The 13,714-nt window shown below is 40.9% G+C and carries 14 protein-coding genes; 11 read left to right on the top strand and 3 right to left on the bottom strand.

All coding sequences use genetic code 11. The features are described from left to right. The first annotated feature begins 2 nt into the window (after window positions 1-2). From galK to DEU42_RS09765, 3 genes are read left to right on the top strand one after another with little or no spacing between them, the layout of a single operon-like run. Window positions 3-1,172, top strand: a complete 1,170-nt coding sequence (gene galK / locus DEU42_RS09775) for a galactokinase (RefSeq protein WP_114758115.1) — start codon at window positions 3-5, stop codon at window positions 1,170-1,172. A 1-nt stretch (window position 1,173) separates the two neighbouring features. Then, window positions 1,174-2,220 carry a UDP-glucose--hexose-1-phosphate uridylyltransferase gene (locus DEU42_RS09770; protein WP_114758114.1) on the top strand — a complete coding sequence of 349 codons (1,047 nt, stop codon included), beginning with the start codon at window positions 1,174-1,176 and terminating at the stop codon, window positions 2,218-2,220. A gap of 24 nt (window positions 2,221-2,244) precedes the next feature. Further along, entirely contained in the window at window positions 2,245-3,915 is a 1,671-nt protein-coding gene (locus DEU42_RS09765; RefSeq protein ID WP_114758113.1) for a sodium/sugar symporter, read from the top strand. 60 nt (window positions 3,916-3,975) lie between these two features. On the opposite strand, the gene DEU42_RS09760 is transcribed toward DEU42_RS09765, so the two are convergent. Then, window positions 3,976-4,686 (bottom strand): hypothetical protein, encoded by a 711-nt coding sequence (locus tag DEU42_RS09760; RefSeq protein WP_147278098.1) that lies wholly within the window; start codon window positions 4,684-4,686, stop codon window positions 3,976-3,978. A 167-nt stretch (window positions 4,687-4,853) separates the two neighbouring features. Between DEU42_RS09760 and DEU42_RS09755 the strand changes: the two genes are divergently transcribed. The 4 genes from DEU42_RS09755 (at window position 4,854) to DEU42_RS09740 (ending at window position 8,364) form a co-directional block, all read left to right on the top strand. Then, the gene (locus DEU42_RS09755) at window positions 4,854-5,942 is read left to right on the top strand and encodes a sensor histidine kinase (protein WP_114758111.1); all 1,089 of its coding nucleotides are present in this window, start codon (window positions 4,854-4,856) and stop codon (window positions 5,940-5,942) included. Next, entirely contained in the window at window positions 5,939-6,658 is a 720-nt protein-coding gene (locus DEU42_RS09750; protein WP_114758110.1) for a LytR/AlgR family response regulator transcription factor, read from the top strand. Before DEU42_RS09755 ends, DEU42_RS09750 begins: the two co-directional genes overlap by 4 nt. A gap of 33 nt (window positions 6,659-6,691) precedes the next feature. Next, on the top strand, window positions 6,692-7,684 hold the full coding sequence (locus DEU42_RS09745; RefSeq protein WP_114758109.1) for a hypothetical protein: 993 nt from the start codon (window positions 6,692-6,694) through the stop codon (window positions 7,682-7,684). An 80-nt stretch (window positions 7,685-7,764) separates the two neighbouring features. Continuing rightward, window positions 7,765-8,364, top strand: coding sequence for a low affinity iron permease family protein (locus DEU42_RS09740; protein WP_114758108.1), 600 nt, complete (start codon window positions 7,765-7,767; stop codon window positions 8,362-8,364). Here the strand turns inward: DEU42_RS09740 and DEU42_RS09735 are convergent. Beyond that, a complete protein-coding gene (locus DEU42_RS09735) occupies window positions 8,339-9,439 on the bottom strand; it encodes a DNA alkylation repair protein (protein WP_114758107.1) in 1,101 nt (366 codons plus the stop codon). The two genes, DEU42_RS09740 and DEU42_RS09735, sit on opposite strands and share 26 nt — an antisense overlap. Before the next feature lie 96 nt (window positions 9,440-9,535). Then, window positions 9,536-9,853 carry an HPF/RaiA family ribosome-associated protein gene (locus DEU42_RS09730; protein WP_114758106.1) on the bottom strand — a complete coding sequence of 106 codons (318 nt, stop codon included), beginning with the start codon at window positions 9,851-9,853 and terminating at the stop codon, window positions 9,536-9,538. 177 nt (window positions 9,854-10,030) lie between these two features. Between DEU42_RS09730 and DEU42_RS09725 the strand changes: the two genes are divergently transcribed. The 4 genes from DEU42_RS09725 to fabF all read left to right on the top strand — a co-directional run bounded on the left by DEU42_RS09725 (window position 10,031) and on the right by fabF (window position 13,614). Next, the gene (locus DEU42_RS09725) at window positions 10,031-10,624 is read left to right on the top strand and encodes a TetR/AcrR family transcriptional regulator (protein ID WP_233506655.1); all 594 of its coding nucleotides are present in this window, start codon (window positions 10,031-10,033) and stop codon (window positions 10,622-10,624) included. A gap of 112 nt (window positions 10,625-10,736) precedes the next feature. Beyond that, window positions 10,737-11,918 (top strand): acetyl-CoA C-acyltransferase, encoded by a 1,182-nt coding sequence (locus tag DEU42_RS09720; RefSeq protein ID WP_114758104.1) that lies wholly within the window; start codon window positions 10,737-10,739, stop codon window positions 11,916-11,918. A gap of 1 nt (window position 11,919) precedes the next feature. Next, window positions 11,920-12,357 carry a PaaI family thioesterase gene (locus DEU42_RS09715; protein ID WP_114758103.1) on the top strand — a complete coding sequence of 146 codons (438 nt, stop codon included), beginning with the start codon at window positions 11,920-11,922 and terminating at the stop codon, window positions 12,355-12,357. Between the two features lie 3 nt (window positions 12,358-12,360). Beyond that, window positions 12,361-13,614: a beta-ketoacyl-ACP synthase II gene (gene fabF, locus DEU42_RS09710; protein WP_114758102.1), complete on the top strand. Its 1,254-nt coding sequence runs from the start codon at window positions 12,361-12,363 to the stop codon at window positions 13,612-13,614. The last annotated feature ends 100 nt before the right edge of the window (window positions 13,615-13,714 follow it).

Here is a 13,714-nt window from a genome sequence, read left to right as displayed (position 1 = left end):
ACATGAAAAAGAAGTTAATTAAACAGGTTACAGCGGCTTTTGAATCTGCTTTTGGAACCGAACCACAACATATTTTCCTGTCTCCGGGCAGGATAAATGTTATTGGTGAACACGTAGATTACAATGATGGTTTTGTGCTTCCGGCAGCTATCAATAAATACATTTGCTTTGCGGTGTCAGAATCGGGAAGTTCAAAATGTACTATCATAGCCAAAGACCTTGGAGAAACCTATACTTTCGATATCAACGACGAACTAAACCCTACCGATATTATGTGGGCTAACTACATTCTTGGTGTTATCCATCAGCTTAAAGGCAGAAGCAATGCACTTCGGGGGGTAAATATTGTTTTTAGCAGTACTATCCCTATGGGAGCCGGGCTTTCATCTTCGGCGGCACTGGAGTGCGGTATTGGCTATATGTTTAGCCATATGTTTGATCTTGGACTTACAAAAGAGGAAATAGCACTGATCGGACAGAAGTCGGAGCATACTTTTGTGGGTGTAAATTGCGGTATTATGGATCAGTTTGCCTCAGTGTTCGGTAAAAAGAAAAGCGTGATAAAACTGGACTGCAACTCGCTTGAATATGAATACCACAAAGCCGATTTTAAAGATTATTCCTTATTATTGTTAGACAGTAATGTTAAACATACACACCTTACTTCGGGTTACAATACCCGCAGGCAGGAGGTTGAAGCAGGGCTTGCCCTTTTAAAAGAGGCATATCCCGGCATTAAAACATTCCGCGACTGTAACGAGCAGCAGGTAATTGCACAACGTGAACAACTGGGCGAGATCAATTTTAAGCGTTGCCTGTTCGTAGTACAGGAAATTCACCGCGTTCTCGATGCTGTTGATGCGCTTAAAGCATCAGACTTTGCTAAATTGGGACAACTGATGTTCGCTACCCACGACGGACTTTCTAAAGGTTATGAAGTAAGCTGCGAGGAGATTGATTTCCTTGTAGATGCTGTAAGGGATAATGACAATGTGTTAGGCTCACGAATGATGGGCGGAGGCTTTGGCGGATGCTCTATCAACCTGGTGAAAAAAGGTAGCGAAGATGCGCTTATAGAGCGTGTAAGCGGTGAGTACAAAGCCAAATTTGGCATTACGTTAAAACCGTATAAGATTAAGATTTCAAAAGGTACAACCCTTTATAAAAAATAACATGCAGGCATTTGACAATAACGAACATCCGCACAGGCGCTATAATCCTTTAACGGGAGAATGGGTGCTGGTATCGCCACACCGCAACAAAAGGCCGTGGCAGGGACAAAAGGAAAATGCTGCCAATGCATCGTTGCCGGAATATGATCCGGATTGCTACCTGTGCGCCGGAAATGTACGCTCAAATGGTGTGCAGAATGATAAATACACTGATGTTTTTGTATTTGATAACGACTTTCCATCATTGCTTACCGATGAAGTAATTGTACCTCAGTGCAGCGATCTGTTTCAGCTGAAGCCGGAAAGAGGAATCAATAAAGTGATATGCTTTTCGCCAAAACATAACCTGACGATTCCTGAAATGGAGGTAAGCGCACTGGTAAAAGTAGTTGATGCCTGGAAACAGCAATATACTGAACTGGGCAGCAAAGACTTTATTAACCACGTACAGATATTCGAGAACAAAGGTGCAGTAATGGGCTGCAGCAATCCGCACCCGCACGGGCAGATATGGGCACAGTCGTCGTTACCAACTCTGGTTGAAAAAACACAGGCCAATCTGCTTGCTTACTATGAAAAGCACGGAAAAAGCCTGCTTGCCGATTACCTTACCGAAGAGCTTGTAATGCGTGAACGCATTGTAACAGAAAACGAACATTTTGCTGTTGTAGTTCCGTTTTGGGCTACATGGCCATATGAAACCATGATCATCAGTAAAAGGCATTTTGGCAACATTACCGAAATGACAGCTGAGGAATCTTTGGCATTTGCCGAAATTCTGAAAGCTATTACCGTGCGTTACGACAACTTGTTTGAAACGTCTTTCCCATATTCATCGGGGATACATCAAAGACCAACCGATGGAAATCCGCACCCTGAATGGCATTTCCATATGCATTTTTATCCGCCATTGCTGCGTTCGGCTACCGTAAAGAAATTTATGGTGGGTTACGAGATGATGGCCGAGGCACAAAGGGATATCTCACCCGAGAAAAGTGCCGAAATTCTTAGGAATCTTCCTGAAAAACACTACAAACAAACTATATAACCGAACACTAACACACAAGAAACTATGAAAGCATTATCTACTGCCGACTATATCGTTTTCTTATTCTACTTTGTCCTCATTGTAGGTTACGGATTATGGATATACAGGCGAAAAAAGAAAGAAAGCACCAGTAGTAACGACTACTTTTTAGCCGAAGGCTCACTAACATGGTGGGCTATTGGCGCATCGCTTATTGCCAGTAACATTAGTGCCGAGCAATTTATTGGTATGAGCGGTAGCGGCTTTAAAATGGGACTTGCCATTGCTACCTACGAATGGATGGCAGCCGTATCACTTATAGTGGTTGCCGTATTTTTTATACCGGTATACCTGAAAAACAAGATTTTTACCATGCCGCAGTTCCTGAATCAGCGCTACAACGGACGTGTAGCCATGATTATGGCTGTATTTTGGTTGCTTTTATATGTGGTGGTAAACCTTACCTCAATATTGTATTTGGGAGCATTGGCTATAAGCAGTATATCGGGCTTTGACCTTAACCTGTGTATGGCGTTCCTGGCTGTTTTTGCCATATTTATTACCCTTGGTGGTATGAAGGTAATAGGGTATACCGATGTTATACAGGTATTCTTTCTGATATTGGGAGGCCTTGCAACAACTTATCTTGCGCTTAATCTTGTAGCCGAACACTTTGGCGGATCGGGTGTAATTGATGGTTTTAACCACATGACTACTCAGGCGGGAGACCATTTCCACATGATATTTGATAAGACCAATCCTAACTATGCCGACCTTCCGGGATTATCGGTGCTGATAGGAGGTATGATCATTATTAACCTTAACTACTGGGGTTGTAACCAGTACATCACGCAGCGTGCTCTTGGTGCAGACCTTAAGACTGCCCGTGGGGGTATATTATTCGCTTCGTTCCTTAAATTGCTAATGCCTATCATTGTGGTATTGCCGGGTATTGCAGCCTATGTACTGCACCAGCAGGGTGGTTTCCAGACGGAAATGCTTCAGGGAGGAGAGCTTAATCCTGACCGTGCTTATCCGGTACTGCTTAACCTTTTGCCTTCAGGGCTTAAAGGATTATCGTTTGCAGCACTTACAGCGGCTATTGTTGCATCGCTTGCAGGTAAGGCAAACAGTATTTCGACGATTTTTACACTTGATATCTATAAAGAAAGGATCAATACCGGTGCCAGCGAAGAGAAACTGGTTAAAATCGGTAAGATTACAGTAGTCGCAGCGATGATAATCGCGATTATCATTGCACCATTCCTTGGAATTGATAAAAAAGGAGGTTTCCAGTTCATTCAGGAGTTTACAGGCTTTTTGAGCCCGGGTATCTTTGCGATGTTCATCCTTGGATTCTTCTGGAAAAAAACTACTTCTAACGCAGCATTGTTTGGTATGATAGGCGGATTTATCTTCTCGGTTATCTTTAAGTTCCTTCCGGGTATGACAGATCTTTCATGGTTGTACGACTGGGGCTTTGCTGTGGCAAATGCCGATGGTATTTACGAGATTCCTTTCATCGACAGAATGGGCTTTGTATTCCTTATCTGTGTAACGGGTATGGTATACATCAGTCTTAAAGAATACCGTAAAGGCATTACGCCTAATGGTCTTGAGGTAGATACTTCAATGTTTAAAGTGTCTAACGGTTTCCTTGCGGGATCTGTTATTGTTACGGCACTTATCGCTGCGCTGTACATCTTCTTCTGGTAGAATTTGCGAGAATAAAAAGAAAATAAAAGCCCTTTAAGTGTTACGCTTAAAGGGCTTTTCTTATTTGATGGTTACCAGGTCGATAATCTCACCTTTATAAAAGTCGAACAGCATTACTTTTTTATAGCTGCTGGCAAAAGGCTGTGATAGCACACTAAGGTCAAAATAAAAACTATCACATTGCGACGATAGGTTATCGAGTATAAGTACCAGCCAGTCAGAGTCATCTTTTGGAGCCGGGGAATCATTAATAGCTGATAGTATGTCCTGCCTGCCGCATTTTTTTACGGAGGTATTGGTATAAATGCCGGCATTGCCATTAACGCGTGTTAACCTCCTTACATAGCTGTAAGGAATTATCTTTCCATGTATGGCATTTATTATTTCTTCTTCTAAATCAATTAAACGCGCAGGAGTATAGTTTTTTTTCTGGTCATGAAGCAAAACGTAATAAGAGTCTTTAAGTTCATGAAGTCCTGCGCCTATGTTCAGGCCTAATGTAGAAAGTATATTGGGAGTGTCCGGATTGGTTAGAGCAACATCTGTAAAAGTAATTTTAATGTCGCTTCCTTTACCGTTGTTAAATGAGCCATTGTCGTTAATTGTGGTTTCGGGACCATAGCACGACGCAAACTTCCATAAACTGATAATATTGTCAATGTCTTTATTGTTGTCTGAAGCTGAACAGCTTTCAAGAGCACTTATCCATTTTTCTATCATTTTGGCATCCATAGTATAAAAGTTTCTATCAAAAATAGCGTTGTATGACATTGGGATGCGTATTTTTATACCAAACGGCATTTTTGTTATACCAAACATTTTTAGCCCGATACTTTAAAAAATCAGTAAACCGTTTTCGTATAAAATAAGTGGGGTTTGGTATAAAATGATTTTGTAAGACATTGTTTTTAACGTATTTCGCAGGGATTTAAAAAAGTATGCAGAAATTCAGGGATATATATTGTACCGATAACAACGGGTTTGTAAACTTTCTGGTAGAACCCAAATACAGGATATACCGCCATTTGATGATATGGCTGTACCTGGTGCTGACACTGCTTGACAGTGGAGAAGCCGGAGAATTTGAAGGTAATTATTATCTGTACGTTCGTATAATGTGGATGGCTTATTTCCTGACTATGGTTTATTTTAATATGTATGTATTGGTGCCCTACCAGCTTTTTAAAGGAAAATACATTACCTATATAATAACACTTACGGGGCTTATAGTGCTTACGTTTTCGGCAATGCGACAAATTAATATTACTTATTTTGATCCGCACAGGATATTGCCTAAACCTATAAAGATGAATGTGTGGCGGGAAATACTGGCTGCGGCTAATATTCTTACGCTTACCGTTTTTTCTTCAACGGCAATAAAGCTGTTTCAGCAATGGAAAGCCGATACTACCCGTATGGCGGAGCTGGAAAAGAATTCATTGCAAATGGAACTTAAAGAACTGAAAAACCAGATAAATCCGCACTTTTTGTTCAATATGCTGAATAATGTAAATGTTTTGGTTACCAAAGATCCGGTTAAGGCATCGCTTATAGTAATGAAGCTGTCTGATTTTTTACGCTATCAGTTGTATGAGAATAATGCGGCATCGGTTCAGCTTTCATCCGAAATTCAGTTCCTGAATGATTTTATGGAACTCGAAAAAATAAGGCGTGATGAGTTTACCTTCAGCCTGGAGGTGAAAAATGCAACTACCGATGCTGAAATAATGCAGCGGCTTATACTACCGCCAAATATGTTTATTACGTTTATAGAAAATGCTATAAAACATAGTGTTGATTTAGATAATCCGTCGTTTGTAAAAGCCGATTTTACAATAATGGCCAATCAGCTTCATTTTAGATGTGTCAACTCTAAACCGGCAGAGCCAATGGAGCAGTCGGCCAATGGAGGGCTGGGGCTTGCCAATGTGAAGAGACGACTGGAATTATTGTATGGTACGAATTATACATTAGTGATAAACGACCATAATGAAGAATATGAAGTAAACCTGATACTACCGGTATGAATTGTATTATAGTAGACGATGAGCCGTTGGCGCGTGAAGGAATGCTGCTTCAGCTACAGGATATAGCCGGGCTGACAGTTATCGGTAGCTTTAACAGTGCCAAGAAAGCAAGGGCTTTTATGGAAGAAAATAAGGTAGATCTTATTTTTCTGGATATACAGATGCCCGGTACAACGGGACTTGATTTTGCAGCTACAATTTCGGGTGAAACGCTGGTGATTTTTACCACGGCCTACTCGCAGTATGCCCTGCAAAGCTATGAGGTAGAGGCGGTAGACTATATAGTTAAGCCCGTAAAAAAAGAAAGGCTGCTAAAAGCGGTGCAAAAGGCTATAGGTTATAACGCGTTGCTAACCGGGCAAAATGCCCAGATGGAAAGCATGGATGCCGAATTTATGCTTATAAAATCGGAAAGGCGTTACCACAAAATAATGTTTAAAGATATACTGTATATAGAAGGGCTTAAGGATTACGTTGTAATTTATATTGAGGATAATAAGATCATTACTGCGATGAACCTGAAAACCATTCATAATCACCTCAGTGCAGGAATGTTTTCCAGGGTCAGCAAGTCATATGTGGTAAACATTAATCACATCGATTCATTTGACAATCATACCATTTTTATAAAGAATACTGAAATACCCATTGGCGATGTATTTCGCAAGGAATTTTTAGATCTGTATTTAGGTAAAGACCTCTCAGGCAAACTCTAGGGAGTTCAATCATCAATCAAATCAAACCCAATCATGAAAAAAAAGCTGTTTTTATTTTCATCGGCATTGCTATGCCTTAATGTAACTGCTCAGGAGGCCGATTCCCTAAAGCAAAAAGCCCAGACTGTAATTGCCGATAAGTTCCCTTTTGCCCGGGTTTTCGATGTAAAATATGTTCAGTATATCCCTCAGGATTTTGATAGCGAATTGCTGGATAAGGACTTTATAAGCGGGAGGATAAAAAACAGGGGGAAGTTCAATTTTTTCGCTAATATTCCTGTTGTTATGAAAAAGAAGTGGAATATTACGGCAACGGCAAATTACAAGTATGAATTTATGGAGACGGAGCAGGTAAAGGACGGAGCAGGGATGGTGGCTCCTTTTTATGATAAAAAATACGATTTTCATTATCTGTCGGGGGTAGTAAGTTTTACAGGTTTTACAACGTTATTCAAAAAACCGTTTATATACAATGCGAGTTTAATTGTTGATGGTACTGAACGCGATGCACAGCGTGTTAAAGGTTTTGTTGGAGGAAGTTTTGTAATTAAGGCAAACCGAAAAACAAAAATGACCTTAGGTATGATCGCATTAATAGACAAGACATCTCCGGTGCCGGTAGCGCCTGTGTTTACATTAGATCACAAATTTAACTCCGGGTGGATGCTGGATATAATTTTGCCACAGCGTTTATTTATAAAGCATGATATTTATAAAAACGGAAGGCTTTCGTTTGGGACCGAGCTGGTAAGTGATGGGTTTTACTTTCAGTCATCTCAAATCAATCCGGGCAATGTGTCCGATTACCGACAGCTTGAACTTCGCTCTGGGGTTACCTATGAGCATTGGTTAGGAAACGGGTTTGTAGGTACGTTTAAAACCGGATTATCTAATGTTTTTATATCAAGGGTAAGTTCTAGGGGAGAATCTACCAATGATTATTTACTCTCAACCAAACAGGATGGCACGGGCTATTTTAGTCTTGGTTTTTCATACGATCCTTTTAGCAACAGAAAGAAAAAATAGGTTATCGGTATTAAGATAATTTTACCACACAGCAATTTACTTATTGCATAACTTTAGGTTGAATAAAAACATAAATAGTTATGGCAACGCAATCTAAAGGGGGTAAAGGTTTGTTTGAAAAATTTGCAGAGAAGGTAACCAAAGCCACAGGAAGTACACCTGTTTTTCTTGGCGCTTTTTTAATTGTAGTGGTCTGGGCCATATGCGGACCTATTTTTGACTACAGCGAAACCTGGCAGTTGGTTATCAATACCGGGACGACCATTATTACTTTTTTAATGGTATTTCTTATCCAAAAGTCGCAGAATAAGGATTCACTCGCAATTCAGATAAAGCTAAACGAGTTGGTGGCATCGCATGAACTTGCCTCTAATCGCATTGTTGATGTTGAGGATATAAGCGAAGAAGAAATGGAAGTGCTGGAAAAATATTATCAAAAACTGGCAGCTTTGGCTCAAAAGACCCGTTCACTGAAGGAGTCACATTCTATAGGTGAAGCACAGGCAAGGCATGAAATGAAAGTGGCGGAAAGGGAAAAGTCTAAAGCCAAAAGTCCCGGGAGAAAGGATTCTGATTCCAAGGCCAAAAAAGCAAGTGCCAAAACCCAAACAACAAATTCCAAATCCCAGAGTCCTAAAACTCCAAATTCAAAACCTAAACCAACTCAAAACTCAAAATAGGCTGCTTTTCTTCCCCGTTGATGATGATGGATAACTGGTGTTCTCCCGGATAGAAAACCCTTGTTGTTATTGCCTTAAACGATTGTTTGCGTATTATAACAGCCTTTTCGCCAGGCTGGTATATTTTCTCGCTTATCTTAAATACTTTTTTTGCCAGCTGGACTTTAGCTTTACGGTAGTACATACCATATTCAAGGCGTACGGTTTGTGGTTGGTTATCCTTGTTTTCAATAGCAAAAGTAAATTCTACGCTATCGCCCATTTTTACATTCGGCGTGCCTATTTCAAATTCTGAAAAATCGATATGGGTGGCATCAAGTCCATAAAGTTTTAATATCTCAGGATGACCCTGCTTTAACAGAGTTCGGGCACCGTGTTTTACAATGGCGTCGGTTTCTTTACTGTTGCCTTTCCATTTTTTAGCAATATCCAAAACAATATGCGGATGATCTTTGGCAATATCGTTAATGTTATTGGCTACACTGCGACGCACATATTCTGAAGGATCATTTTTTAGATTTTCCAGTAATGGCAGTACAGGTGTAGGGTCTTTTTTAAGCGAAGGTATCGCCATTGCCCAGGGTAATCTTGGTCTTGAACCCTCACTGGCAAAACGGCGAACATGATGGTTATGATGCCTGGACCATATAGTCATTTGTACCAGCATCTGGTTTTCATATTTGATAAGGAATGGGCGAACCGCAAACTCGCAACTGGTAAACTGTGTAATGTATTCCAGAGCACGGATAGCATCGTCATAATGATCGAGTCCGTATACTTCAATATAGTCAGGTAGGAACATACAGGCGAGGCTGTCCTGAGTGAAATGAGCCTTTCTCATATTTTCTATTATAGTTTTTAATGCATCAACGGCTTTACTGAAATCCTTTGGCATAAATTCGTGAAGGACTACAGCAGTATGACGCATCCTTGCCTTGAGTTCCTTATGCTCGAAACCATCGGAGTTTATAAGTGTAATGAATTTAGTTTTGTCAAATCCGGGAAGCGATTGATCCAAAACAGCAGAAAGGCGTTCGTAAAATGCAGGAGAGTATATGTTTTTAAGGGCGCTCATAGGAATGATAGTTTACATAGCAAACATACTTTAATTATGGTGAAATAAAAACCCTCCGAAAGCGGAGGGTTTTTGTGTATAGAAATTTGTAAAATTCTAATGGCTTTTCTGTAGTTTGCCATAAGCGTGTTCCAGAGCATTTTTCATTTTATCGGCTGCCCCTTTAATGGCTTTCTCAACCGAATCGGCGTGGTTTGTTGTTGCAACCGGATTAAGACCCATAGCGTGAACTTCTATAGTGCAGCGTTTATCATCCGGACCAGTTTTGTCACCGTTTTCATCGGCAAGGTGAACCGTAACGCCTGTTATCTTATCATCATATCTTTTTAGTGTTTCGTTTATTACTGTGGTAAAATAATTTTCTATTCTCTCATGACCGTTGTCTTTACAGTCAATGCTAAACTGGATTTGCATAGTTATGTATTTTGTGGTTATTCATAGTAAATTTAGCTATTTTTCATTCAATAACGAAACAAAATAGGTTAAGATTAATATTTAATCGGTTTATGGTAGCATAGAAAAAAATAATTGGAATATGTTTGGAATAATATACCGATTGGTATAATTTTGTACTGAGAAAATGATAATGCCATGATGAGCAAAGCGGAAAAGACAAGACAATTTATAGTAGAAAAAACGGCTCCCATCTTTAACAGGAAGGGATTTGCGGGTACATCTATAAATGATATTGTTGAGGCCACAGGGCTGACTAAAGGTAGTATTTATGGTAATTTTGAAAGCAAGGATGAGGTTGCCCTGGCAGCCTTTGACTATAACTATGGAAATGTAGTTGCCCTTATAAAGTCTAAAATGGCAGGTAAGCCCCATAATATAGATAAGCTAAAAGTATATCTTACGGTATTTTCTGATTTTGTGAATCTTCCTATGTTGCATGGGGGATGCCCGGTTTTGAATACCGCTATTGAATCGGATGATACGCACGGGCAGCTTAGGGCTAAAGCTGTAGGAGCTATTGAAAACTGGTACGGCCATTTAGAGAAAGTGATTAATGATGGCGTTGAAGCAGGACAAATAAAACAGGGTACTAATGCGAAAGATTTTGCAGGGGCATTTATTGCGCTTATTGAGGGTGGAATAATGCTGGCTAAGGTTACCGGTAAGATGCAGGGACTTAAAGCTGCCATGAAGCAGGCAGAAAAAATGATTAAGGACATAGCAACCTAAAAATTTTGCTCTAAAATATACCGATCGGTATATTTTAAAAAGAATGATATTAAAATTTTGAAGATATATTTTTTTGGAACAAAATATACCGATTGGTATAAAATATAAAATTATGAAAGATGTATTTATAGTTTCAGCGAAAAGGACACCTATTGGAGGGTTCCTGGGAAGTCTTTCGGCATTAAGTGCTACAGAATTGGGAAAGATAGCCATAGAAGGAACTCTGGCGCAAACAGGTATACCGGCAAACGAAATAGACTCGGTGTATATGGGTAATGTACTTTCGGCTAATCTGGGACAGTCTCCTGCCAGGCAGGCTGCGAAGTTTGCAGGCATAGACGATCATACCGATGCTACAACCATTAATAAAGTATGCGCTTCGGGTATGAAAGCGGTGATGCTTGGCGCTCAGCAAATTCAACTGGGTGCAGACAACGTAGTAGTTGCCGGAGGTATGGAAAGTATGAGTAATGTACCGCATTACATACAGCAACGCGTGGGTAATAAAATGGGGCATAGCCTCCTTACTGATGGTCTATTGAAAGATGGTCTTACCGATGTATACAACAACTTTCACATGGGGAATGCTGCCGAAATTACCGTACGTCAATATAATATATCGAGGGAAGAACAGGATGCTTATGCACTTGAATCGTATGGCAGGGCTGCGAAAGCGTTTGAAGACGAAAAGTTCAGCCGAGAAATTATCCCAGTAACTATAAAACAACGCTCAGGAGAGGTAACCATCAACAAAGATGAGGATGTATACAAACTTATTGCTGATAAGGTACCTACGCTTAAACCAGTATTTGAAGAGGGTGGAACCATTACCGCTGCTAATGCCAGTAACCTTAATGATGGTGCGGCTGCGTTGATATTAGCTTCTGCCGAAGCGGTAGAAAAATATAACCTGAAACCCATTGCTAAAATAATAGGCTATGCCGATGCTGCCCAGGCTCCGGAGTGGTTCACCACAGCACCGTCACTGGCGATACCAAAAGCACTTGCACAGGCAGGATTGTCTCAGGATGATATCGATTATTTTGAGATCAATGAGGCATATTCAGCAGTAATACTGGCTAACCGACAAATATTAGGCATAGCACCCGAAAAGATAAATGTTTACGGAGGAGGTGTTGCTATGGGGCATCCTATAGGCGCTTCTGGAGCAAGAATAATTGCTACGCTTACTTCGGTGCTTGCACAGGAAGGCGGTAAGTATGGCGTGGCAGCCATTTGTAATGGCGGCGGCGGTGCTTCGGCAATTGTAATAGAAAACCTAAAAAACCAGTAATATGTTCTCAGAAGCAGCACAATTCCTTAAAGACAGGGTAGGTAAAGAAGTTACCGATTCGCCGTCACCTTTTATGAGCTGGCTAAAGCCGATAATGCTGGAAGTAAATGAAGGTAATCTTCGCTTTCAGTACACAGTCCGCAAAGAAATGACCAATCCGTTCCGTACACTGCATGGCGGCGTAACAGCAGCAATTATAGATGATGCTATTGGGGCAACATTAATATCGTATGGTGAGCCTTTTTTCTATGTTTCAGTGAACCTGGTTATCGATTATTTATCGGCAGCCGTAGAGGGAGACATTATAATTGCTGAAACGAAAGTAGTTAAGAAAGGTAAGCAATTGGTAAATGCTGAATGTGAGGTATGGAATGCCGACCGTTCAAGGCTTATTGCAAGAGGATATACTAACCTGCTGAAAACAGAAATTAAAAAATAAACAATGAAAAAAGTAGCTGTAACAGGGCTTGGAGCCATAACACCGCTTGGTAATTCGGTAGCTGAATTCTGGGAGAATATCCTTGCCGGAAAAAGTGGTGCAGGACCTATAACCAAATTTGATACTACGAAGTTCAAGACCCATTTTGCCCACGAGGTAAAAGATTTTGATATAGAAAAATATATAGAAAAAAAAGAGGCGCGCAAGTATGACCTGTTTACGCAATATGCCATAGCGGCAACCGATGAGGCTGTAAAAGATGGCGGACTTGATTTTGCCGCCATGCCGCAAAACGAACGTTTTGAGGTAGGTGTGATATGGGCATCGGGGAATGGTGGTATCAGCACATTTGAAGAACAGCTTCAGGAATTCAATTCAGGCGATGGTACACCAAGATTCAATCCGTTCTTTATTCCTAAAATGATCATCGATATTGCTGCAGGGGTGTTGTCTATCCGTTATGGGTTGCATGGTCCTAACTATGCAACGGTATCCGCCTGTGCTTCATCCAATACGGCGATTATCTCCGCTTTCGATACCATTCGCCTTGGCAAGGCTACTATTATGATTGCCGGAGGAAGCGAAGCCGCAATAACACCTGCATCAATAGGAGGTTTTAATGCTTCGCAGGCGCTATCTAAACGTAATGATAGCCCGCAAACAGCATCACGTCCGTTTGATGCCAGCAGAGATGGTTTTGTAGCAGGAGAAGGTGCAGGGGCACTGATTTTGGAAGACTGGGATCATGCCGTGGCGAGAGGTGCAAAGATATATGCCGAAATAGTAGGAGGCGGTATGGCTGCCGATGCCTATCACCTTACCGGAACTCCGGCCGATGGCCTTGGTGCAGCACTGGGAATGCAAAAAGCATTAGCGGATGCCAATCTGTCTCCAAAAGATATTGATTACATCAACGCACACGCTACTTCAACGCCTGTAGGTGATTTAAGTGAACTGAATGCGATACATACTGTTTTTAACGGACAGGATGTGGCGGTAAGCGCTACCAAATCGATGACGGGACATTTGTTAGGGGCAGCAGGGGCAATCGAGAGTATTATTAGTGTGCTGGCAGTTAAAAATGATATAGTGCCGCCCACAATTAATGTAGAGCATTTAGATCCAGCCATACCCGAAGGACTTCACCTGGTACTTAACGAACCCGAAAAAAGAAACATACAGTATGCGCTGAACAACACCTTTGGTTTTGGTGGGCATACGGCAACATCGATATTTAAAAAAGTTACAGAGTCATAAAGTTATAAGGTTGCAAAGTCGCAAAGTTACAAAGTCGCAAAGTCATAAAGCTTTGTGTTCTTAGTGATCCCGATAGCTATCGGGATAGTGAACCTTGTGG

It is taken from the genome of Flavobacterium sp. AG291, from assembly GCF_003350375.1.
GTDB classification, from domain to species: domain Bacteria; phylum Bacteroidota; class Bacteroidia; order Flavobacteriales; family Flavobacteriaceae; genus Flavobacterium; species Flavobacterium suzhouense.
This window is presented reverse-complemented; position numbering and strand designations above follow the sequence as displayed.